A 25,263-nucleotide genomic window follows, 5' to 3' on the forward strand; every position below is an offset into this window, starting at 1 on the left:
TATTTTTGACACTCATCCTTTAAATCAAGTGTCCTCTCCTTTCTTTCTAAGTTTTAATTTTTAAAACAAAAGGCTGTATCTTTAAGACACAGCCTTTTTTTAAACTAATTTGATTTAAATTTTACTCCATAAAGTCTATGATGTCCTGCTGCTTTCAGCTTGAAATTTTCTATATTTTTTTGTAATGCTGCATTTTGTGCTTTATATGCAGTAATATATAGAGGAACATCTTCTTGAACCATTATTTGAACCTCTTTATATAGCTCTTTTCTCTCTTCTTGATCCACTGAGTTTCTAGCTCTTGTTAATAGATCATCAACTTTTGGATTTGAGTAGAATGATCTGTTTCCTGCTCCTCCGAAAGTAGAACTATGTAGTAATGGGAATAATCCATAGTCTGCGTCACCAGTTACACTTACCCATCCAAGGATAAACATTTCATGATCTCCTCTTGCAGTACCATCTAAGTATGCTCCCCACTCAAGAGTTTCTATTGTCATATCTATTCCTATCTCTTTTAATTGAGCTTGTAATATTACAGCAATATCTCTTCTATCTGGATTTTCATTGATCCAAATTGTTGTTTTAAATCCATTTGGATATCCAGCTTCTGCTAATAATTGTTTAGCTTTTTCTACATTGTATTCCCAAGCTTTTGCTTCATCAGTATGTCCAAATACTTTTGGTCCTATTAATGAATTAGCTTTTGTTCCTGATCCCTTATAAACTGCTGCTATTATATCATCAGCATTGATTGCTGTTGCTATAGCTTGTCTTACTTTTACATTATCAAATGGTGCTTTTTTAGTATTAAATCCAATATAGTCAATTGATAAAGATGGCTCTTCTAAGAATACAACTGTATCATCATTTCTTAATTTATCTTTATCTAATCCTTCGATATCATAAGCTATATCAATCTCACCAGTTTCAATAGCTATTGTTCTATTTGATCCCTCTACGATAGGTCTAAATACTACATTTTTTATAGGAGCCTCTCCTAAGAAGTACTCAGGATTTGCTTCTAGAGTTATTCTGTCTCCTGATTGCCATGAAACAAATTTGTAAGGTCCTGTTCCTACTGGATGTTGTCCATAAGAATCTCCATACTCTTTTACAGCTTTTTCATTCATAATTGCTGCTGTTGGGTGTGATAAGTGGCTTAATAAAGCTCCAAATGGTTGAGTTGTAGTTACTTTAACAGTGTTGTCATCAATAACTTCTACTCCCTCTACAGTTCCTATTATATGAGAAACTTGAGGTGATGCTTTCATTCTATCAAGTGAGAATTTAACATCTGATGCTTTTAATTCCTCACCATTGTGGAATTTAACACCTTTTCTTAAATGGAATATAGTTGTCTTTCCATCTGGTTGTTCCCAAGATTCTGCTAATCCTGGAACTATCTCCATATTATCTCCCTGCTCTACTAATCTATCATAAATTTGTACTGTTACTCTTGAAGATTGTGCGTCATTTGTTGCATGTGGATCTAATGATTTTGCCTCTGCTCCATCAGATACTACTATTGTATCTTTTACTTTTGCATCTCCACTTGCTGCATCTTTACTTCCACCACAAGCTGCAAATAAAAATACTGATAATAGTGTTGCCAATACTAAACGTAACTTCCCTTTCATATTCATAGTATTTTCCTCCTAGTTTTTTTATATTTCAGTTTTTTGAAAAAAATTTTTCAATGAGCATATTTTTTTAGAGTATTATATTAAGATGTGTTTCTTTATAATACTCTTGTTCTCAAATTATTATATTTTCTCCAAATAACGAAATACTTTTTTATCTTATACTTAGAAATTTACTACATTATCTAATATTTGTCAAATTAATGATATATATTCATATGATTCAAATTATAAATTAAAACTATATTTATTTCTTTTATAATCCTGTTTTGAAAAAAATACCATTTTATTGGTATTAATTTACAAAAATTTTACTATTATTTTTTCCTTCTTTCAAAAAATATATGTTTTTTATATATTTTTTCTATTATAAAAAAAACGAGGTATAAAACCTCGTTCTCTGCTAAAACTATTTTCTGATTCCTAATCTAGCGATTAAGTTTCTGTATCCTTCTAAGTCTTTCTTAGTTAGGTAAGCAAGTAATCTCTTTCTTTGTCCTACCATTTTTAATAATCCTAATCTTGAGTGGAAATCTTTTTTGTGAGTTCTTAAGTGATCAGTTAAGTGGTTGATTTTCTCTGTTAATAGAGCGATTTGTACCTCAGTTGATCCTGTATCTCCTTCAAATTTTCCAAACTCTTTAATGATTTCTGCTTTACTTCTCATAGCCATTTTGAATTCCTCCTAATTATATATTATCTAAGCTAAGTAATACGAGGCTAACCGCAAAACTGAGCTTAAATTCCTTTGTAATTATATCACACTTATACCATATTGTAAAGTATCTTTATAAATTTTTATTAATCTTCTATCTCCATATTTGAGTTCTCTAATATCTCTACTGTTTCACTCTCTTGCTCTATCTCATCTATGCTCTCACCTTTCATAATAGCTTCAAACTCCTCTCTATTAAGGTGTTCTCTCTCTAATAATGCCTTGGCTACAGCATCCAATTTATCATAGTATTTAGTAAGTATATCCAAAGTCTCCTTGTACATAGTTTGAACTATTTTAAAGATCTCTTCGTCTACCTCTTTACCTGTTACATCACTATAGTATTTTTGTTGGAAATAATCTCCCTCTTTTGTATTATCCAATAAGATCGGTCCAAATTTCTCATTCATTCCAAATCTTGTAACAATAGCATGAGCTATAGCTGTAGCTCTTTCAATATCGTTACTTGCTCCAGTTGTAATATCTCCAAATACAATCTGCTCCGCAGCTCTTCCACCATATAATACTCTCATCTCATCTAAGAACTCATTTTTTGATTTATAACTTCTATCCTCTTCAGGTAAAGCCATTGTATAACCTCCTGCCATACCTCTAGGAACGATAGATATCTTATGAACTGGATCTGTATTAGGTAGTGCATAGTGCATTACAGCGTGTCCAGCCTCATGATAAGCTGTTATCTTTCTCTCTTTCTCTATCACTTTTTTAGATTTTCTCTCTGGACCTATACTTACCTTCTCTGAAGCCTCTTCTAAGTCCTCCATAGTGATCTCTTCTCTATTATCTCTTGCTGCTAAAATTGCTGCCTCATTTAATAGGTTTGCCAAGTCTGCTCCTACAAATCCTGGTGTCTTTTTAGCTATTGTTCTTAAATTAACATCTTTAGCTAACTTTTTATCTCTTACATGAACTTTTAATATCGCTTCTCTTCCATCAATATCTGGACTGTCAACAAAAACTTGTCTATCAAATCTTCCTGGTCTCATTAGAGCTCTATCCAAAATCTCTGGTCTATTTGTTGCTGCTAAAACTATTATAGTTTCATCAGTACCAAATCCATCCATCTCAACAAGAAGTTGGTTAAGAGTTTGCTCTCTTTCATCATTTCCTCCACCTTGTCCAGATCCTCTCTTTCTTCCAACTGCATCTATCTCATCTATAAAGATTATACATGGAGCATTTTTTCTTGCTTTATTGAATAGGTCTCTAACTCTTGAAGCTCCTACCCCTACAAACATCTCAACAAACTCAGATCCTGACATACTGAAGAAAGGAACTTTTGCCTCTCCAGCCACCGCTTTAGCCAGTAAAGTTTTTCCTGTTCCTGGTGCTCCTAATAACAATACTCCTTTAGGTATTCTTGCACCTATATTTTTGAACTTTTCAGGCTCTCTTAAAAACTTTACAACCTCTTCTAATTCCACTTTAGCCTCTGTAATTCCTGCAACATCAGCAAAAGTTACTTTAGATACATCTTCTCCATTCTCTTTAGCTTTTGATTTTCCAACATTGAAAATTTGTGGTCCTCCACCATTTCCTTTTCCCATTTTATTCATCATAAATATCCAGATTCCTATTAATAATAGCATAGGGAACCAAGATATTAAAATATTCAATAACAATGGCATCTGTTGAGGTGGAACTGATTTTATTCCAACTCCATTATATTCTATAGTCTCTACTAGCTTAGGATCTCCTCCCAATCTATCAGTTATCATTCTAGCACTGTACACATTCTTTTCATCAGCTGAATATCCGTATACATAACCCTCTTTTTCATCTACTTTTTTAATTTTACCAGATTTTATATTTTGAATAAACTCTGTATATGAAACCTCGTCACTTGGTGTTTTTGCAGTATCTGATAAGATTGAAGGCAGAGACATTACCAATGTTATTATAAATAACAACATTATAAATCCTTTGAAGTTAAACTTTCCACCTAACTGTTTAAATTTATTCTCTTCATCTTTTTCTTTAGGATTTTTACTATCTTTATTCTTAGACATTCCCTCTTTAAGTTTATTTCTAAGCTCCTCTTTTCTCTCTTTTACCTCTTCACTCTGTTTTTTCTCTTCGTCTTGCTCTGAGGCTTTATTTTCATCTTTTTCTTCTAAATTTAACTCTTTTTCCTTCTCGTCTATCTTTTTATCTTCATTCTCATCAAATAAATTTTTATCGTTCAATTATTTTTTCCTCCTTGCACTTAATTTAACGCAGTACTCTTCTGTCCCCTTATACTTCTCATTTCCTCTTATTCCAGCTATCCAAACTATATCTTTACCATATGTTATCAGAGGAATAGAGTCTCTTTTCTCCTTCTCAATCTTCTCATTAATAAAAATATCTTTCAGTTTTTTTTCACCCTTCATTCCTGTTGGAACTATCTTATCACCATCTTTTCTTACTCTTACTAAAAGAGTATCCCCTGTTTTTATATTAGTATAATAGACATCTCTATTTTTTTCCTTCACCTTTTCATAACTAGCTTCTATGATGTAATCTCCAAACTCTATTACACCTGGTACAGTCAAACTCTTAGCCTCCAAACTCTCTTTAGAAACTCTATTCCCATCTATTCTAAGTAGATTATACTCCTTCTTTAAGACATACTTCTCACTTAAAATAAGCTCTTGACTTCCACCATTTTTCAAAATACTCTCAATGAGATTGATCTTCTCTCTATTTACCTTGATATTGTATCTATAAAGAAATTTACTTAAGATCTTCCCTCTTATCATCTTTGAAAAGTGTAAAATTTCATCAATATTTAATTCCTTACAGTTAGAAAATCTCTCTATCTCTCTTTCTACAAAATTGTTTGTCTCTCTTATCTCCTCAATCAGAGAAAAAATCTTATCTTTAAATTTCGGATTATATCTCTGCTCTATAAATGGAATCAGATCCAACCTTATACTATTTCTAGTAAATTCATTTTCTAAATTTGTACTATCTATACAGTAGTCAATCCCATTTTCGTCTAAATATCCTAAAATCTCTCTCTTGTAAACTTCAGAAATCGGTCTAATATAGATCCCTCTTTTAGAGTTTATCCCCTCTAAACCAGAAAGTCCTGTTCCTCTTGACAATCTAAACATAAAAGTCTCTATCTGATCATCTTTATTGTGAGCTAAGGCTATCTTATTCCCACCAATTTTATCCAAGATCTCTTGATAAAATCCATATCTTGCTTCACGTCCAGCTTCCTCCAAAGTCAGCCCCTGTTCCTTTCCCAGTGTTGTTATATCAATCTTTCTAGCGAATACCTCTATGCCCCTTTCTCTTCCATATTCAATTGAAAAATCCTCATCTCTTTGAGCCTCTTCTCCTCTCAACAGATGATTAATATGGACTAAAACGAAGTCAAATTCAATATACTCTTTTAATTTTAATAACATCTCTGTCAAAAAAACTGAATCTGGTCCTCCTGAAAAACCTATTACAAGCTTATCTCCATTCTCAATTAATCTCTCTTTTCTATTTTTCTCTATTATCTTTTTGAACAATCTCATAAAACCACTCTTTTATATATCATTTCATAAAATTATAACATATATTAACCTATTTTTCCAAAGTTTTTTATAAATAGAGTCAAGAATTTTTTACCACTTTGGCTGTTTTATCTCTATAATCAAAGAATATATATATATCTTCAAAAGATTTTGTAAATATGTTATATCTAAATCTCTCTAACTCACTATTCTTATGTCCCTCTCTTATACTCTTATAATTTTCCTCTTTTATTAGCTTGTCATAAAGCTCTCCATCCTTCTCACTCTTAAACCATTCAGGATAAAAACCTGCCTTACCAAGCATTAAATAATCATATTTTAAGTATTCTAAAAATACATCTTTTTCTGAAAACTCCTTTTCCTCATAAAAATTATATAAAAGGGTAAATAGTGCACTCTCTTTATGACTAACCTTTAAATATCCATTTCTATCAAAGTACTCTGCTACCTCTTCATAAAAATCAAAAGCACTACTATAATGGGTATCTATAATCCACTGTACACTCTCTTGAAATTTCTCAGAATTATAGTAAAAATCTAAGACTTTTTCAAGATTTTTTAGCTTAATTATCTCACCAAAGCTTATAAAATCATTTGAAAAAACTTCATAAGGTGGCTTAGAAAAATATTTGTATCCATATTTCTCCCTTTCATCATACATCTTTGTCCCCTTCAAAAGTTTTAAAAATCCCAACTGTATCATCTCTGGTTTCAATTGATGTACATAGTCAAAAGATTTTTTAAACTTCTCATAAGTATCATAGGGTAGTCCCGCTATCAAATCTAAATGTAGATGTATATTTCTACTAATTCTTCCTATATTGTGAGCTAATTTTTCTAAATGGTTAATTCTTCCTATGCTCTTCATAGCTTGAGCATCTATTGTCTGTACCCCTATCTCAAATTGAAAATAACCCCTAGGTACTTTTTCTAAGAAATCCAATGTTTCCTCATCAAAGATATTAGCATTTATCTCAAAATGGAATGTTATTCCCTCTCTGTAATTCTCAAGTAGGAATCTCCAAATAGCCATATATTTTTCCTTGCTTAAATTAAAAGTTCTATCTACAAACTTTAATAATTTTATAGGTGAGTCAATAAATCTCTTTAAATCCTTCTTGGTTCTCTCAATAGAATAGTATCTCACACTCTTATCAATTGATGACATACAGTATGAACAGTTAAAAGGACAACCTCTTGAAGATTCATAATAAAATATTTTCGTTCTATCTAGTAGCTCTTCATCATCATAAGGAAATGGTATCACATCTAAATTATCAATAAGAGTCTCCATTCCATTATATTTTATCTCCTGGTCTTCCCTGTAGACAACTCCTTTTACCTCTTTTATATCCTTTGTAAAAAAGTTTAAAAGTATCTTCTCTCCTTCACCTGTAAAAATATAATCTATTTCACTATTTTCTTCAATTGTTCTTTCCCATTTATATGAAACTTCTGGACCACCCAATGCTATTTTTACATTTGGTAGCACTTTTTTCAGCTCTTTTATCAATGAAAAAACATACTCCTTGTTCCAAATATATGTAGAAAAAATTATCATATCTGGTTGCTTTTCAAATAAGTCTTTGATTATATTTATCAACTGATTATTAATATTAGTCTCATAAATATCTAATCTAGTATCACAATTCTCCTCCACATATTTTTTTAAATACCTAACAGCCACATTCAAATGCACATATTGGCTATTTATTGATGCTAAAACTATTTTTTTCACTCTTTACTCCTTAATTTTTATTTTTCCTTTGAAATTCTAAATGCTCTTTATATGTTTTACTAAAATAATGACTACCATCTCCAGTTGCAACAAAAAATAGATAATCTGTTTGAGCTGGATTGTAAGCTGCCTCTAAAGAATCTACTGCTGGATTAGATATAGGTGCAGGTGGTAATCCTTTATATTTATAAGTATTGTATGGAGAATCTACTTTTAAATCTTTATAGTATATTCTCTTCTTACTATAATCATATACATAGTTAACTGTAGCATCTGATGAGAGAGTCATTCCCTTTTTTATTCTATTATAAAATACTGATGCCATTATTGGCTTTTCACTTTTAACTAAAGCTTCTCTTTCTAATATAGAGGCCATTATCAACTTTTGATAAAACTCATCCTTATCTGGATATTTTTCACTTGGAAATTTCTTTAAAAACTCTTTTAACATGGTATTTATAAGTGTTCTTTCATCAAAATTCTCTGGTAAAAAATATGTTTCTGGATATAGGTACCCTTCAAAATTCCCCTCTGGTGTTGGATAAGGAAACTCTTTACTAGCCTCTTTCAACTCTCTGTAAAATTCATCTCTGTCTATCTGCTTATTCTCTTCTAAATATGCTACGATCTGCTTTATACTAAACCCCTCTGGAATCGTTATTTTTACAATTCTTCCCTTTCCAGATTCTAATATATCTATTATTTCTTCTAATGAGTACTCACCCTCAATATGATATGTTCCAGCTTTTACTCCTCTTCCATTGTTTCGTAACTTTAAATATACTTTAAATATTAAGCTATCTGATTTTGGTAGCTTGGCTAGAGATCTCATAAGTGGTTGATTTTTTTCTATATTTAATTCCAAATTATAGTCTGTCTTTCCTTTAATTTGAAAAAATATATATCCACCTAAAATAATAAGTGAAAAGGTTAAAAATATTATCACACTATATAATTTTTTTTTCATCTATTTTTCTCCCTGTATTTATTATCTCTTGATTATTATTTTTTCTTCAATTCATAAATTCTCCTCTTACCCTTACTAGTGATACTTTATGTCTATTATACTTGATAATATCTTAATTTACAAGTTAACTTCCTTTTATACAAAAACTTTTTAAAATAAAAACTACACCCTCTATTTTAAAATATTAGGTGTAGTCTATATATTCTTACATTCTATCTAAAGTTTTTATTCCTAGTAAATCTAGTCCATCTTTTATAGTTTCACCAGCTATCTTAGCAAGTAATCCTCTTGAGAATAAAATCTCATCCTCTTGATTAAGAATAGGACAACTATTGTAGAAACTGTTAAATTTCTTAGATAATTCAAATAGATAGTCAGCTATTACATTTGGTTTAAATGTTTCAGCTGCTTTGATTATAACCATTGGGAATGCTGCTATGTGATTAGCTAATACCTTCTCCTGCTTATCCTTTATAACTATCTCTTTGCTATAATCTATTGCTTTACCTTCAGACTCTGCTTTTCTCAATATTGATTGAATTCTTGCATAAGAGTATTGAAGATATGGTGCTGTATTTCCTTCAAAGCTCAATATCTTATCCCATTCAAATATTATTGGACTCTGTCTATTTTGTGATAAGTCAGCATACTTAATAGCTCCAACTCCAACTATTTCAGATATATTCTCCTTTTCAACTTCTGATAACTCTGGATTTTTTTCATTGACTATATCGTAAGCTCTTTTCTTTCCTTCATCCATCAGTTGCTCAAGTCTAATTACATTACCTTTTCTTGTAGAGAACACACCATCAGCAAATCTCATAATACCAAACCAAATATGGTGCTTAGGAACTTCCCAACCTAACATATCAGTTATTTTAAAGAACTGTTTGAAGTGATCTTGCTGTCTTTCATCTGTTAAGTAGATTATCTTGTTTATATTGTAGTTATCTTTTCTGAATTTAACAGTTGCTATATCAGAAGTTGAGTATAGGAAAGCTCCATCTTTCTTCTGAACTATGCATGGGAATAGATTATCTTCTTCTGGAAAGAATACAACCTTTGCTCCGTCATCTTCTACTGCTATATTTTTCTCGATTAACTCCTCAACTACACCTTGCATCATATCATGATAAAAAGACTCCCCATAATAAGTGTCAAAGTGTACATCTAATCTTCCATATAGTTTCTCATACTCATCTAAAGACACTTTTATAAACTCTTTCCATAGAGCAAAGTTCTCTTCATCTCCATCTTGTAACTTTTTAAGTTCAAGTCTTGCTTCCTCTTCTAACTCTGGATGCTCTTCAGATTGCTTAGTAAACTCTACATAAACTCTTTCTAACTCTTCAATAGCATTCACTTTATAAGCTTCTTTATCAAGCCATCTTCTATAACCTATTATAAGTTTTCCAAATTGAGTTCCCCAATCTCCTATATGGTTATCAGCAACTACATTGTAACCTAAATATCTGTGTATTCTTGCTATAGAATCACCTATTATTGTAGAACGTAGATGTCCTATATGCATTCTCTTAGCTATATTAGGAGAAGAGAAATCTATTACTACATCTCCCTCTCTATTTAAGAATGAAAAATCATACTTTTCAGTTCTTGATTTTTTCAATAACTCACCTAAATATTCATTCTTTAAGAATATATTTATAAATCCTGGTCCAGCTATCTCTAATCTCTCAATTACATTATTCTCAACTAAATTATCAACTACCTCTTGTGCTATTGCTCTTGGATTATTCCCTATTATTTTAGAGTTCATCATAGCAAAGTTTGTTTGAAAATCTCCAAACTTTTCATTAGTAGCCACTGATACTTCTATTTTTTTCAACTCTTTATCTGGATAAAGTCTTTTAACTGTTTCTTCAAATATTCTACTTATCTCTTTCTCAATAATATGCACTTCATTTCACCTTCTTTTAACTATATTTTGTGACATTTTTTCAAATAAATAAAAAAAAGGGACTAAGTCCCAAAGAAAAGCTCCAACCTACCGTCTTCAATACAGTTTTAGTCGCCAAAACCATAAGTGGTAGTCAGTTACTAACAGCATACAGAGTCCGTAATCAACTTAAGCTCTAAGCTATTCGTGACTTTGCTGAGCTACTGAAAGCAGCGCCAACCCCGTGACGACATTAGGCCCAAAACCTCAAGAAATAACGAGTAGGTCAGACATCTATTCTTATTAAGGAAATTATATCACTTATTTATAAAATTTTCAAGTATTAATCTTAAATTTATTTTTTATTTTTCTTCGATTTTTTCATCATTTTTTGCTGTTACAGCAATATTTAGTTCATCTAATTGAGATTTGTCAACAAAATTAGGTGCCTCTGACATTAAACATTGACCTTTATTAGTTTTTGGGAATGGAATAACTTCTCTTATTGAAGCTTCTTTTAACATTACCATTAACCATCTATCAATTCCAAATGCAAGTCCTCCATGAGGTGGTGCTCCATATTTAAATGCATCTACAAAGAAACCAAATTTTTCTCTAGCCTCTTCATAAGATAATCCTAATCTTTCAAAAACTTTATTCTGAATTTCAGGATTAAAGATTCTTATAGAACCTCCTCCAATCTCAAATCCATTTAATACCATATCATAAGTATTTGTTCTTATATTTTCTGTCTGTCCACCTAAGAAAGCTTCCATATCATCAGCTTTTATTGAAGTGAATGGGTGGTGCTCAGCCTTGTATCTTCCCTCTTCTTCATCATAAGTAAACATTGGGAAATCAACTACCCATAGGAATTTAAACTCATCATTGTTTATTAGATCAAGTTCCTTTCCTATTCTAAGTCTCATAGCTCCTAAAGCTCCGTATACAACTTTAGCTTTATCAGCTATTATCAATATTACATCTCCTGGGTTTGCTTCAGCAACTTTTACTATATTTGCCATCTCCTCTTCAGAGAAAAATTTAGCTATTGGAGAAGTTATACTTCCGTCTTCAGCTATTTTTACATAAGCCATTCCCTTTGCTCCAAAATATCTCTTAGCATACTCTTCATACTCTCCTAACACTTTTCTTGAGAATTTTTCAAAAGCTTTTGGAGCAGTTATACATTTTACTAATCCACCATTTTCAGCAACATCTTTAAATGCTTTAAAACCACAAGTTTTAGCAATATCTGTTAAATCTTTTAATTCAACTCCAAATCTTACATCTGGTTTGTCAGAACCAAATCTTGACATAGCTTCAGCATAAGGCATTCTTGGGAATTTGTAATCTGCACTCTCTCCAGTAATAGCTGTGAATACATTTTTAGCTAATCCCTCTATTGTATTCATAACATCATCCATCTCTACAAATGACATCTCAACGTCTAATTGAGTGAATTCAAACTGTCTATCTGCTCTTAAATCCTCATCTCTAAAGCATTTTGCTATTTGGAAATATCTTTCTACTCCACCTATCATTAATAATTGTTTGAAAAGTTGTGGTGATTGAGGTAAAGCATAGAAAGTTCCTGGATTTATTCTACAAGGTACTAAGAAGTCTCTTGCTCCTTCTGGAGTTGATTTATTTAATAATGGTGTATCAACATCTATAAATCCCTCTTGGTCCATATAGTTTCTAATTGCCATTATCATCTTATGTCTCATTCTAAGATTGTTTAACATTTTTGGTCTTCTGATATCTAAATATCTATATTTTAATCTGATATTTTCGTTTAAATTATCTTCAGTTCCAGTAATTTGGAATGGTAATACATCACAGTTATTTAAAATTGTAAGTTCTGTCGCAAATACTTCAATCTCTCCAGTAGGGATATTCATATTTTTACTCTGTCTCTCTTTTACAGTTCCAACTACTCTTATAACTGCTTCATTTCTCAATTTTTGAGCTTGTTCAACTATCTCTTTTGGAGCTACTTCTATATCAAATACAACTTGAGTTTTTCCCTCTCTATCTCTTAAATCAACAAAAGTTAATCCTCCTAGGTCTCTAGTTGTATCTACCCAACCAGAAAGTGTAACTGTTTGTCCAATGTTCTCTTTTCTTAATTCACCAAGATTATGAGTCCTGTAAATCATTTTTACCCTCTCCTTAATATATCTATTTTTTTATTATTTCAATTGCTTTTTCTAAACTCATTTCCTCTTGTGTTCTTGCATTGAAATCTTTTAAGACTATTACATCTTTATTCATCTCATCTTCTCCTACTATTATGCAGTATTTAACGTTTAGTTTATCTGCTTTTTTCATATGAGACTTCATTCCTTTAGCATTGAAATCAACAAAAGTTTTTATTTTATTATCTCTTAAAATCTTTGCAATTTTTAGTCCAAATTCCTGTGTATTTTCTCCTAACCAAGCTACATATACATCCGGATTATTCTTAGGATAATCCTCCAACAACATCATCATTCTTTCCACTCCAGCTGCAAATCCAACTGCTGGTATATCTTTATCTCCTAGCTGTTTTAGTAGATTATCATATCTTCCTCCACCCAATACAGTTCCTTGAGCCCCTAATTTATTTGTTATTATCTCATACACTGTACTTGAGTAGTAATCTAATCCTCTAACAAGTCTTGAGTCCTCTACATACTTCACTCCAAATATATCCAAATATTTTTTTACTGTTTCATAGTGAGCTCTCTCCTCTTCTGTAAGAGAGTCTATTATACTTGGAGCCTCCTTAGTCAACTCTTTACACTTGTCAACCTTACAATCCAATACTCTCAATGGATTTTTCTCCATTCTCATTCTACAATCTTCACAAAGTTCCTCTTTTATTGGTTCTAAGAAATTTAATAGATTCTCTCTATATTTTGTACGTGAAGCATTTGTTCCAACAGAGTTAATGTGAACCTCTAAGTCACTGATCCCTAACTTTTCTAATAGAGAGTAACTCATTGCTATAACCTCTGCATCTAATATAGGCGAACTCTCACCTAAAACTTCAACCCCTATCTGATTGAACTCTCTTTGTCTTCCTGCTTGAGGTCTCTCGTATCTAAACATAGATCCATTATAATAGTATTTTGTAACATCTTCTTTTCCATAAATAGCATTCTCTAAATATGATCTTACTACAGATGCTGTATTTTCTGGTCTCAATGTTAAACTTCTATCTCCTCTATCTTTAAAAGTATACATCTCTTTCTCTACTACATCTGTTCCCTCTCCAATTCCTCTTTTAAAAAGATCTGTTTCCTCAAATATTGGAGTCTTTATATATGTATATCCATAACTCTCAAAAATCTCTTGAGCCATTTTAGATATATATGTATATTTGACAGCTTCTTCTCCAAATATATCCTTAGTTCCTCTAGCAGCTTTTATAAGCTTCATTCTCTCACCTCTTTATTTTTTCCATAACTTTTCTAATTTTTCTTTTATAAGTTTTTCATTCTTATTATCTCCAGGAATATAGTAATTCCTACTCTTATTTGTATATTTCTGCTTTATGAAATTCCCTGGATAGTCATGTGGATATTTATATCCCTTTGCATTGTGACCAATAGTTGGTGGTACTGCCTCTAAATCACCCTTCTCTATATCTTCCAATGCCTTATTTATTCCCATATAACAAGAGTTGCTTTTGGTAGAAATAGCTATATACACAACAGCTTGTGCTAGTACTATTCTAATCTCTGGCATACCTATTCTCTCACTTGCCATCATAGCACTATTAGCTATTAACATTGCCTCTGGATTAGCCATTCCTATATCTTCACTTGCATGTATTACAAGTCGTCTTGCTATATATCTTGGATCCTCACCACCAGCCAATAATCTCCCTAACCAATATAGAGCTGAATCAGGATCACTTCCCCTCATACTCTTTATTAGGGCTGATATTAAATTATACTTATCCTCCTCTTTGTGATAGGAAGCTTGTCTAGTTTTAAATATCTCCAAGATCTCATCAACTTGTAAATCAGCACAACTATTCTTATACAGCTCTAAATAATTTAAAGCTACTCTACTATCTCCTTGTGAAATATCTAAGATACACTCTATTATCTCCTCACTCACATCAGTTAAAGATAACTTCTCTACCCCTCTTTTTAAAATCTTTCTTATGTCCTCTCTTGTCAAAGCCTTAAATTCAAATATCATAACCCTTGATAATAGGGCATTATTCAAACTATAATAAGGATTTTCAGTAGTTGCTCCAATAAGAGTTATAGTTCCATTCTCACAATATGATAACAATGCATCTTGTTGAGTTTTATTAAATCTATGTATCTCATCTAAAAATAGTATTGTCCTTTTTCCATAAAACTCTATACTTTTTTTAGCTCTCTCTACAACCTCTCTCAAATCATTTAATGATGCTGTTGTTGCATTCAAAGTTTCAAAGTTACTATTAGTAGTTTTTGAAATTACCTCTCCTATCGAGCTTTTTCCACATCCTGGTGGTCCATAAAAAATTGAGTTTGATATATTCTGTTTTTCTATCAGTTTTCTGAGTATTCCTCCACTCCCTAAAAGCTTCTCTTGCCCTATAAAATCATCTAGACTTTGTGGTCTCAACTTTACAGCTAAGGGTTTCATACTCTCATAGTTATTCCCAAAAAGATTGTTCATCATTCTATCATCTACCTATAAAAAAGACGTATTGCCCTCAATACGCCTCTCTCTTTATTTCACTAAGTATAATAAAAGTGCACTAAGAATAAATAGTGTTGCCACAATTTCTGTTGCTTTAGCTAAAGGCCCTCCATCTTTTGATATTCCAAACACAGTGTTTGATGCTCCTAATCCCATACTTGCAGATGTTCCGTGGCTCCTATCTGGTTGTATAAGTACTAATACTATTAATGTAATGGCAAAGATAAATAGTAGAACTGTAAATAAAGTTTCCATCTTATTCCTCCCAAAAATTCTTTAAATAATCTATTAAATTATACCATAACCACTTATCTCGGTCAATATTTATATAAAAATTCCTTGACTTTTCTTAAAAACAATAAAATCAAGATCAAATGACCTTGATTTTACTGTTTTATTTAGAAATTATATTTAAATCCGAAAACAAAGTTTCTCTCTGCAGCTGGATCAAACATATATTCATTTCCCTTCATAGATACTGAATCGTAATATTTTTCATTAAATATATTATTTATTCCTGTATATAATTTTAAAGTTGGCATAGGATAGTAGTTTATAGTTACGTTAGTTACTGTATAACTATTTTGCTTACCACCTGTATTACTATTGTTTAAATAATACTTTGCTGAGTAAACTGTTGTTGAAGATAAACTTACTTTATCATTCAGCTTATAATCTAAACTTAATGATAATTTATGATTAGGAACATTACCTATCTCTTTTCCTTTTGTATTACTTTCACCAGGAGCAGTTTCTTTAATTTTAGTTTTTATATATGAATATCCTTCTCTCAATGTTAATTTATCAAAATACTGTTCAGCTGATAATTCAACTCCATATCTTTCTGTTTTTCCTATATTTTTAAATTTGAAGTTAAGACCTTGAGTATCCTTATAAATCTCATCTTCTGTTGTTGTATAGAACCCTGTAATTCCTACTAAACTATCATAAATATAGTCTCTAGCTCCAATTTCATATGTTAAATATTTTTCAGATTTTAGGTTATTTAAAGTATATTGATTATTTACCTTATCATACAAGTCTGTTGGCTTTGGTGAAGTAAAACCTCTTTCTATTCTAGCATAAATATTTCCAGTATCTGAGTATAGATAATTTGTAACCAACTCTAACGCAAAGTTATCCTCTGATACAGTTTCATCTAAAGGTAGTAAATTATTGTATTTTCTATGTAGATCATACTCTGCATACTCATATCTAAGCCCTTGTGTAAATTCTAATTTACCAAAATTATTTTTATTCAACACAAATAAACTATTTGTTTCTTTTGTTAAATTTGAATCAGCTTTTATATAACTTGTTTTTGTAGGACTTATTTTCATAGAACCTATAGATTTTCTATCTAATTTAGCTTTTACATAATCATATCCAAAAATTAATTCGTCATTCTCTCTATATTTAACTCTCATTTTAGGTTTTACAGCTATTCTTGTATCGTCCATATCCATAACTTGATTCATATCTTTATATTCATGTGTTACCATATTCATATCATGATATGAAGTAAGAATATTAAAATCTATTTTATCATTTATTTTTTGTTCATACTTTAAACTAAATTCATTCTTTTTAATCTCTTTTTCACTTGGTAGTATTCCAGAATCATATCCAGATTGTTCTCTATCTTCATTTATCTGTTTTCTAGTCAACGAAGTTGGATATGTACCTTTCTCTTCAAATCTTAAATACTTAAATGTTAGTTTTTTATCTTCTGCAAGATCATAGTTTAATGTTGTTTGAAAGTTTTTATTATCACTTTCATCTTCATCTCTAAATCCTCTGTATCTTTCATCTAAATAATCAACACTTACTCCTAATTTTCCTAAAGTTGTTCCATAGCTTACGTTTCCTTTTTTAGTACCATAACTTGTATATTCAGCACCTATGCTTCCACCTTGATATCCAGCTCCTGTTTTTGTTATGATATTTATTATTCCACCTCTAGTTCCACTACCATACAGTATAGCTCCACCACCAGGAATAACTTCTATTCTTTCGATATTCTCAACTGCTACTGTATTTAATGGAGTAGATCCATGTGAAGAGTCAATAGTATTTATTGTTACCCCATCTATTAATATTTGAACATTGCTATCTGCATTGTCTTTTCCTTGTCCTCTCATATCTATTTTAGGACTACTTGAATCACCTATTACATTAACACTTGGAATGTCCTTCAACACATCAGTAACACTTTGATAATTTTTTTCTTCTATTTCTTGAGCAGTAACCACTGAAACATTTTTTACAGTATCTTTTTGTGCAGTTTCAAATCCTGTAGCTGAAATTACACTCTTTCCTAACTCAATATCAGCTCCGTGTGCAACAGCTGATAGTATTAAACTTAGTAATGCTATTTTTGTTCTCATTCTTTCTTTTCCCTTTCAATTTAATAAAAAAATATTTTCTGTTTCAAAACTTTTTAAATTATAAATATATAGACGTAATTTGTCAAGTTTTTTTTGAAATACTAAATATATATATTTTAAATATTTATTTGACTTTTTAAAAAAAATTAGATATATTTATAAATAAATTTTTATGAAAGGGGTATTTTATGCTAAAAAAAGTTTTTTTGATATTTGGAATCATCTCTTTAGGACTAGGATGTATAGGTATTTTTCTTCCACTTCTACCCACTACTCCATTTTTATTACTAAGTGCTTATTGTTTTAGTAAGTCATCAGAGAAATTTCATACATACTTATTAGAAAATAAAATCTTTGGTCAATATATTAGAGACTATCAAGAGAAAAAAGGAATCACTCTTAAAAATAAGATTTTTGCAATTCTTTTACTTATAGTTAGTATAACTTTCTCACTATCTAGAATCTCTAATTTACACCTCAAAATATTTTTAATCCTTGTTTTAATTGGAGTTTCCTACCATATTTTAAAGTTAAAAACTCTTAAATAATTATTTTGATTATAAAAATATTTAGTTTTTTAATTTTTTTCTTGACTTTTATTTTATTTTAATATATAATTCAATTAATCCTTTCTTTTAAAGTATTTTAATTTACTTAATTAACAACAATATAAAAGCTGTCAGTGCATATAAAAATCTGACAGCTTTTATATTTTTTGGAGTATAATTTTTAACGCAATAAAAAAAGTAAGTATCTATTATCTAGATACTTACTCAATTAAATATTATTTTATTAATTCTTTAAAATACTCATATGCTTTATCTAAATCATTTTGATCTGGGTGCTTACTTGCATCTTCCCATCTTTTTATTCTTTCTGGATTAGGTCCATGTGGATGATCAGGTCCAAAATTCTTTTTCATCATCTCTATTAGTTTTGGATCAATTGCTCCTTGGCAGTGATAGTGTCCTATTACTTCATTTCCATTTTCAGTGAATAATTCTTTTATATTATTTGTGCAATCTTCAGCATGCTTAGAATCAGGATATGCTCCTAATGTGAATACAAATGCCACTTTTTTATTTTTTAATGTCTCTATAAATTTTTTAGCTTTTGCATCAGCTGTTCCCTTATCTATCCAAGTTCCAACAACTATTAGATCATAATCTAAATTGTCCACCTCTTTTATATCTTTCACTTCTACTTGTGAAAAGGCTTTACTTGCAGCTTCACATACTTTTCTAGTATTTCCAGTAAGTGTTGAATAAGCAATAAGTGTTTTCATTTTTCCCTCCTAGTTATTTTAGTTTACTTTCTATTTTATATCACAATTTATTTTTAAAGTCAAACAATTAAAAACAATTATTTTTTAACTTGACAATCTTTAATAAACAGTTTAATATATTTATAGTAATTTTATTTTGCAAATAAAATTATTTTTGAAGGAATTATTATGTAAAGGAATTAATTTGGAGGAAATAATGACAGAAAATTTAAAGTTATTTGAAAAAAGATTCAAATCTCATCACGATAGCAATGGACTTATCAACAAGTACGTTCAAAGTGAAAAAGCTACTGGGGAAAGTTTTGAAGCTATGTTAGAGATTAAACCTGATGATAGAAAGAAAGCTATCTATGTTCACACACCTTATTGTGATAAAATTTGTTCTTTTTGTAATCTTAATAGAAAGCAAATTGATGGAAGCTTAGATTCCTATGCAGAATACGTTGCTAGTGAGTTTAATAAATATGGAAAAACTACTTACTTCAAAGAGAGTACATTTGATGTTATATTCTTTGGTGGTGGAACTCCTACTGTTTATAAGCCTAAACAATTAGAGATTATTCTTCAAAGTATAAGAGATAATGTTAAACTTAGTGATGATTATGAGTTTACATTTGAAACAACTTTACACAATTTGACTGAAGAAAAATTAGAAGTTATGATGAAATACGGAGTTAATAGACTTAGTGTTGGAATTCAAACTTTTTCAGATAGAGGAAGAGTTTTCTACAACAGAACTTACGGGAAAGAGGAAGTTAAATCAAGACTTAAAAAACTTAAAGATTTCTTTAAGGGAGATGTTTGTGTAGACATTATCTATAATTTCCCTGATCAAACTTTTGAAGAGGTTATTGAAGATGCTAGAATTGTAAAAGAGTTAGAGTTAAGCAGTGCTAGTTTCTACTCACTTATGGTACATGATGGTTCTAAACTTTCAAAAGATATTGAAGCTGAAAGAGTAAAACTTGAAGAGGATATGAAAAAAGATTATCTACTTTACTCTCACTTTGTAGCTGAAATGCTTAGAGAGGATAAATACCATATTTTAGAACTAACTAAAATTGCTAAAAAAGGTGGAGACAATTACCAATATATAAAAGTTAGAAATACCGGTGGAGATACTTTCCCTATTGGTGTGGGTGCTGGTGGAAGTGTACAAGGAATTGGAGTATACAGAATGAGTAAAGAGATGTCTTTCTACTCTAAACAGACAGATGTTCATTCTAAATTTGGAAAACTTTCAGGAATTATGCAATTCCCTATAATTGCTAAAAAAGATATTAAAGATGTTTTATCTGACGAGGAATATGGTTTCTTCTGTGAAAAAATGAAGGAGTATGAAGATAAAAAACTTGTTTTAGAAACAGAAGAGAGCTTTAATTTTACAAATGATGGAGTGTTCTGGGGTAACAATCTTTCAATTGATACAATCGGGTTTATACTAGAAAAAATATTTAATAAATAAGACTTTAATTTTCAAATAAAATATTAATTTTAAAAGGAGAAAAACATATGAACAAAAAGAAAGTAACATTACTTTTAGCACTGCTTGCTGTAGCTGCTTATGGAGAAGAGAGTATCGACCTAGGAAAAAGCGTTATCTATTCTACAACTGGATTCGCTACTGAAATGAGAAAAACAGCTGCTAATCCAACTATAGTAACTTCTGATAAGATCAAGGAAAAAGAGTATAAAACTGTGCTAGATGTTTTGAAAGATATTCCTAGTGTTTCTATTACTAAAGATACATTTGGTTCTACTGTTGATTTGAGAGGACAAGGAAGTGCTATTGCTAAGAGAAATGTACAAATATTAATAGATGGAGTTGCTGTAAATTCTTTAGATACTTCTATGACAAGTACTCCAATTAATACTATTCCTGTAAGTTCTATTGAAAGAATTGAAGTTATTCCTGGTGGAGGAAGTGTTCTATATGGTAGTGGTACTGCTGGTGGGGTAATTAATATTATTACAAAAAATGGAAAAGGACTTAGAGCTGATGTAGCTTATGACCATACTAGTTTTGGTGGAAATAAGTATGATGTTTCTGCTGGACAATCTCTAGGAAATTTTGATGCTAATGTTATGTATAGTAAAACAAATGCTGATGGCTATCGTAGTCAAAGTCATGATGACACAGAATTTTTTCAAGGAAATTTAAAATATAATATCAGTGATACGCAAGCACTTGAATTTAAATATTCTCATCACGAATCTGATATTTTTTCACCTGATATGCTTACTAGAAAACAATTACAAGAGGATAGAAAGCAAGCTGGTAATAAAGTTACTAAAGTTAATACCGAAAAAGATGATTATGTTTTAACATACAATACTAAATTAAGTGATAATTTAGAGTTTAATATGGTTGCTTTTCAAAATGAAACAAATTTAAAAATTTCTGACAAAGGAAAAAAACCTTATGGTTTCTTTGATGATAAAAAGAAAGGAATTAAGCCTAAGTTAAAATATTATTATGGAGAAAATAAAACTTCATCAGTAGTTGTTGGATTAGATTATATTGATAATGAAGCAAAAAGATGGGCTAATATGGACCAAAAAGAATTTATTATCACGCAAAATAAATTTGACAAAGAAACTTTTGGTGCTTTTGTTATGAATAACTTTGCTACTGGTAATTTTGAATTTAATCAAGGATTTAGATATGAAAGATCTGAATATGATATTTGGAGAAAATCTACCTTAGATATGGCTAATATGATGAAATCTGGTAAACCTGGTAAACCTGGTAAACCTGATATAGCTCTACCTCCTACTGACCCTTTAAATAAAAATAAAGTTGAAGAAAATTTTGCATTAGAATTGTCAGGTTCTTATTTATACTCTGATACAGGAAAAGTTTATACTAGATTAGAACAAGGATTTACTTCTCCACCACCAGCACTTTTAACTGATACTGTTCCTTATGAAAAAAAGACTCCTATGGGACCTATGTCTGTAACAAAATATGAACTTAATGATTTAGAGTCTGAAACATATAGAAGTATAGAGTTAGGTATGAGTGACTATATTGGAAATACTTCTATCAATACATCTGTTTTCTATACTCAAACAAATAATGAAATCTATACTTATATGGTTGGAATGGGAAAACAAACATTAAACTATAATATTGATAAAACAGAAAGATTTGGTGCCGAGATAGCATTAGAACAGTATTTTGGAAAATTAACTTTATCTGAATCATATCAATATATGCATGCTGAAATAAAAAAGGGAACTGAAAAAAAATACGATACTAATGGAAATAAAATCAATGGTGCAAATCTAGCAGGTAGAAAAATAGAGGGAGTTCCTACTCATAAATTTACTTTTGGAGCTAAATATGATTTCACTCCTAACTTTAATATTAATGGTGAAGTAATTTATACAGGAGACTCTTATATTAAAAATGATAATCTTAGTGGAAAAAGAAGTAGCTATACAGTTACTAATATAAGAACTGGATATTCATTTGATAACGGACTAACACTTTATGCTGGAATCAATAACCTATTCGATAAAAAATACTATGATAGTGTTGATTATAGTGAAAAAAATGGTTATACTTATGATCCAGCAGCAGAAAGAAATTATTATGTAGGATTCAGATATAGCCTATAATATTCTGAATCATAGAAATTAGAATGCGAGGAATTATATGAAAAAAGTTTTACCTATCGTACTTACAATAGGAATAATTATAACAGGAATACTCTCTATACCTTTAGGGAGTGTTCCAATTCCTCTGGAGTATATATTTTCTCCAGGGAAAGCTCCAGATTATATAAAAACTATAATCTTTAATCTTAGATTACCTAGAATAATAATGTCACTTCTTGTAGGAATGATGTTATCATCTAGTGGGGCTGTTGTTCAAACAGTCTTTCAAAACCCTCTTGCTGATCCATATATTATTGGAATTGCAGCAAGTGCAACTTTTGGGGCTGTAATTGCTTTTATTTTTAATATGCCTGACTTCATGTATGGTGTCTTAGCTTTTGTAGCTTGTTTGGCTAGTACACTTTTAATATTTAAGATGGCTAAAAAAGGTAATAAAGTAAATGTTGCAACTCTTTTGATAGTAGGAATTGCTGTATCATCATTTTTAGGAGCCTTCACATCTTTTGCTATGTATCTTATTGGAGAGGATTCTTTTAAGATTACAATGTGGATGATGGGATATCTTGGAAATGCTACTTGGAATAGAGTTATATTTATATTAATACCTCTTGTTTTTTCACTAATATATTTTTACTCAAAAAGATATGAATTAGATGCTCTACTTTCTGGAGATGAAGAGGCACACTCTCTTGGAGTAGATGTAAATAAATTAAAAGTGAAAACACTTACTGTAGCTGCTCTTATAGTTGCTTTCTCTGTAGCTTTTTCTGGAATGATCGGTTTTGTTGGACTAATTGTTCCTCACACTATTAGAATGATAGTAGGTCCTTCTAATAGTAAGATGCTACCAAGTACTATTTTAGCTGGTGGATTCTTTTTATTACTTTGTGATACTTTTGGAAGAGTCGTTTTAGCTCCTGTTGAAATTCCTATTGGAGTTATAACTGCCTTTTTCGGAGCTCCATTTTTTCTATATTTAGCATTAAAAAATAAAAGGAGAGATTTCTAATGGACATAATAAAAATTGAAAAACTAAATTTCTCCTATGGAAATAGAAAAATTCTTCAAGGAATTGATCTTAATTTAAAAGAGAAAAAACTTACTGGAATACTTGGACCTAATGGTTGTGGAAAATCAACTCTTTTAAAAAATATTTTAGGATATTTAAATGGAGAGAGTGGAAATATTTATATAGATAATTTAAAATCTAGTGATATTTCTCAAAAGGAAAAAGCTAAATTGATCTCTTTAGTTCCTCAAAAATCTCAACTTGTATCTGCTATGGATGTTGAAGATTTTGTTTTAATGGGGAGATTACCTCATTTAAAAAATAGTTGGGACGGTTACTCTGCTGAAGATAGAGAGATTGCTAAAAAACATCTTTGTGAATTAGAGTTAGAAAACTTTATAAAAAGAAAAGCTCCAACTCTTTCTGGTGGAGAATTTCAAAGAGTTTTATTAGCTAGAGCCTTAACTCAAGAAACTAAAATAATTCTTCTTGATGAACCAACATCAGCATTAGATCTAAACCATGCACTTGATCTGATGAAAAAAGTTAAAGAAAATGTTATAGAAAAAGGATTATCTGCTATTGCTGTACTTCACGACCTAAATCTTGCAGCTATGTTTTGTGATGAAATAGTTATGCTAAAAGACGGAAAAGTATATGCTCAAGGTACTCCTAAAGAGACTTTAACTGTTGAGAATTTAAAGGCAATCTATGATCTTGAATGTTCTATTTTCTATACAGAAGAGGATATTCCATATATTATCCCAAAGTTAAAAGGAGGAAAATAACGTGAAAAAAGTAATCTTATTACTCACATTACTAATAAGTAGCTACTCATTTTCAGCTTTAAAAGTAGAAAATGATAAGATAAGTGATAACTATAAAAACAGTATTAAAATAAAGGAATATAATAGGATTGTTATATTAGATCCTGCTATTATTGAAACATTTTATATGATTGGAGCAGAGGACAAAATATCTGCTATTGCTACTACTGCTAGAAGTAAGATCTATCCCGAGGATAAAGTTAGCAAATTACCTAGTGTTGGACACATTACAAATACAAGCATTGAAAAAATTCTATCATTTTCACCTGATTTAGTTTTAATTGGAGCTATGTCTACAAAATTGGGAGCTAGTTTAAAACCATTTAATATCCCTGTACTTGTTGTAGATTCTAATAACTTTGATGATATTTTACAAAATATCCAAGTTTTTGGAAAATTAACTGGTAAAGAAAAAGAAGCTACTAAATTATATGAGGATTCAACTTATAAATTAAAAGATATTCAAGAAAAAATATCTGCTAATCCTCTTAATTTAAAAGGGGCTATTCTTTACTCTACAACTCCAATGATGGCTTTTAATTCAAAATCTCTATCAGGTCAAATCTTATCATTGTTAGGTGTTAAAAACTTAGCTGATAATTTAGTTGGAGATAAACCTATTATCTCTCCTGAATTTTTACTTAAAGAGAACCCTGATTTCTTGATTGGATCTATGGCAATCGGTTCTCCAGAGGATATTTTAAATAGCAATCCTGTGGTAAAAGATATTACTGCTGGTAAAAAAGGACACCTTTTTATAGTTGATTCAACAAAAATATTAAGAGGTTCTCCTAGAATTTTTGAAGCTATTGATGAATTTTATAATGAACTTAAAAATTTCTAAAATACAGCATTAGATATATAATATGGGGGCTGTTGCAAACTGATGATTTTTAAATATCAGTTGCAACGCCTTTTTCTTTTTTTGCAAAAAAAATAGAAATCA

The 25,263-nt window shown here is 30.3% G+C and carries 19 protein-coding genes; 6 read left to right on the forward strand and 13 right to left on the reverse strand.

From position 1 onward, the window contains the following. Nucleotides 1–104: 104 nt before the first annotated feature. The 12 genes from ABNK64_RS03870 to ABNK64_RS03925 all read right to left on the reverse strand — a co-directional run bounded on the left by ABNK64_RS03870 (nt 105) and on the right by ABNK64_RS03925 (nt 17,572). Nucleotides 105–1,640 (reverse strand): glutathione ABC transporter substrate-binding protein, encoded by a 1,536-nt coding sequence (locus ABNK64_RS03870; RefSeq protein ID WP_349763549.1) that lies wholly within the window; start codon nt 1,638–1,640, stop codon nt 105–107. Nucleotides 1,641–2,052: 412 nt separating this feature from the next. Continuing rightward, nucleotides 2,053–2,310 carry a 30S ribosomal protein S15 gene (gene rpsO, locus ABNK64_RS03875; protein ID WP_176846263.1) on the reverse strand — a complete coding sequence of 86 codons (258 nt, stop codon included), beginning with the start codon at nt 2,308–2,310 and terminating at the stop codon, nt 2,053–2,055. Between the two features lie 134 nt (nt 2,311–2,444). Next, the gene (ftsH, locus tag ABNK64_RS03880) at nt 2,445–4,565 is read right to left on the reverse strand and encodes an ATP-dependent zinc metalloprotease FtsH (protein WP_349763541.1); all 2,121 of its coding nucleotides are present in this window, start codon (nt 4,563–4,565) and stop codon (nt 2,445–2,447) included. Continuing rightward, nucleotides 4,566–5,891, reverse strand: a complete 1,326-nt coding sequence (gene tilS, locus ABNK64_RS03885; protein ID WP_349763542.1) for a tRNA lysidine(34) synthetase TilS — start codon at nt 5,889–5,891, stop codon at nt 4,566–4,568. Nucleotides 5,892–5,970: 79 nt separating this feature from the next. Then, nucleotides 5,971–7,629 carry a B12-binding domain-containing radical SAM protein gene (locus tag ABNK64_RS03890; protein WP_349763543.1) on the reverse strand — a complete coding sequence of 553 codons (1,659 nt, stop codon included), beginning with the start codon at nt 7,627–7,629 and terminating at the stop codon, nt 5,971–5,973. A 10-nt stretch (nt 7,630–7,639) separates the two neighbouring features. Beyond that, nucleotides 7,640–8,596: an endolytic transglycosylase MltG gene (mltG, locus tag ABNK64_RS03895; RefSeq protein WP_291256729.1), complete on the reverse strand. Its 957-nt coding sequence runs from the start codon at nt 8,594–8,596 to the stop codon at nt 7,640–7,642. Between the two features lie 205 nt (nt 8,597–8,801). Next, nucleotides 8,802–10,514 carry an arginine--tRNA ligase gene (gene argS / locus ABNK64_RS03900; RefSeq protein WP_349763544.1) on the reverse strand — a complete coding sequence of 571 codons (1,713 nt, stop codon included), beginning with the start codon at nt 10,512–10,514 and terminating at the stop codon, nt 8,802–8,804. 341 nt (nt 10,515–10,855) lie between these two features. Next, nucleotides 10,856–12,655, reverse strand: coding sequence for an aspartate--tRNA ligase (aspS, locus tag ABNK64_RS03905; protein ID WP_291256731.1), 1,800 nt, complete (start codon nt 12,653–12,655; stop codon nt 10,856–10,858). A 22-nt stretch (nt 12,656–12,677) separates the two neighbouring features. After that, nucleotides 12,678–13,919, reverse strand: coding sequence for a histidine--tRNA ligase (gene hisS / locus ABNK64_RS03910; protein ID WP_300343494.1), 1,242 nt, complete (start codon nt 13,917–13,919; stop codon nt 12,678–12,680). Between the two features lie 12 nt (nt 13,920–13,931). Beyond that, a complete protein-coding gene (locus ABNK64_RS03915; RefSeq protein ID WP_291256733.1) occupies nt 13,932–15,164 on the reverse strand; it encodes a replication-associated recombination protein A in 1,233 nt (410 codons plus the stop codon). Nucleotides 15,165–15,215: 51 nt separating this feature from the next. Next, a complete protein-coding gene (gene secG, locus ABNK64_RS03920; RefSeq protein WP_291256734.1) occupies nt 15,216–15,440 on the reverse strand; it encodes a preprotein translocase subunit SecG in 225 nt (74 codons plus the stop codon). A gap of 143 nt (nt 15,441–15,583) precedes the next feature. After that, complete coding sequence (locus ABNK64_RS03925; protein WP_349763545.1) at nt 15,584–17,572, reverse strand: TonB-dependent receptor; 1,989 nt, start codon at nt 17,570–17,572, stop codon at nt 15,584–15,586. A 188-nt stretch (nt 17,573–17,760) separates the two neighbouring features. Between ABNK64_RS03925 and ABNK64_RS03930 the strand changes: the two genes are divergently transcribed. After that, nucleotides 17,761–18,120 (forward strand): YbaN family protein, encoded by a 360-nt coding sequence (locus tag ABNK64_RS03930; RefSeq protein WP_349763546.1) that lies wholly within the window; start codon nt 17,761–17,763, stop codon nt 18,118–18,120. A gap of 236 nt (nt 18,121–18,356) precedes the next feature. On the opposite strand, the gene ABNK64_RS03935 is transcribed toward ABNK64_RS03930, so the two are convergent. Continuing rightward, on the reverse strand, nt 18,357–18,857 hold the full coding sequence (locus ABNK64_RS03935; RefSeq protein WP_291256737.1) for a flavodoxin family protein: 501 nt from the start codon (nt 18,855–18,857) through the stop codon (nt 18,357–18,359). Nucleotides 18,858–19,053: 196 nt separating this feature from the next. On the opposite strand from ABNK64_RS03935, the gene ABNK64_RS03940 reads away from it, so the two are divergent. From ABNK64_RS03940 to ABNK64_RS03960, 5 genes are read left to right on the forward strand one after another with little or no spacing between them, the layout of a single operon-like run. Continuing rightward, nucleotides 19,054–20,322, forward strand: a complete 1,269-nt coding sequence (locus ABNK64_RS03940) for a radical SAM protein (RefSeq protein ID WP_291256738.1) — start codon at nt 19,054–19,056, stop codon at nt 20,320–20,322. Between the two features lie 47 nt (nt 20,323–20,369). Further along, nucleotides 20,370–22,481, forward strand: a complete 2,112-nt coding sequence (locus ABNK64_RS03945) for a TonB-dependent receptor family protein (protein ID WP_349763547.1) — start codon at nt 20,370–20,372, stop codon at nt 22,479–22,481. 37 nt (nt 22,482–22,518) lie between these two features. Further along, nucleotides 22,519–23,490 carry a FecCD family ABC transporter permease gene (locus ABNK64_RS03950; protein ID WP_291256740.1) on the forward strand — a complete coding sequence of 324 codons (972 nt, stop codon included), beginning with the start codon at nt 22,519–22,521 and terminating at the stop codon, nt 23,488–23,490. Further along, nucleotides 23,490–24,278: an ABC transporter ATP-binding protein gene (locus ABNK64_RS03955; RefSeq protein WP_291256741.1), complete on the forward strand. Its 789-nt coding sequence runs from the start codon at nt 23,490–23,492 to the stop codon at nt 24,276–24,278. Before ABNK64_RS03950 ends, ABNK64_RS03955 begins: the two co-directional genes overlap by 1 nt. 1 nt (nt 24,279) lies before the next feature. Then, nucleotides 24,280–25,161 (forward strand): ABC transporter substrate-binding protein, encoded by an 882-nt coding sequence (locus ABNK64_RS03960; protein ID WP_349763548.1) that lies wholly within the window; start codon nt 24,280–24,282, stop codon nt 25,159–25,161. The last annotated feature ends 102 nt before the right edge of the window (nt 25,162–25,263 follow it).

This window comes from Fusobacterium sp. SYSU M8D902 (genome assembly GCF_040199715.1).
Taxonomy (GTDB): domain Bacteria; phylum Fusobacteriota; class Fusobacteriia; order Fusobacteriales; family Fusobacteriaceae; genus Fusobacterium_A.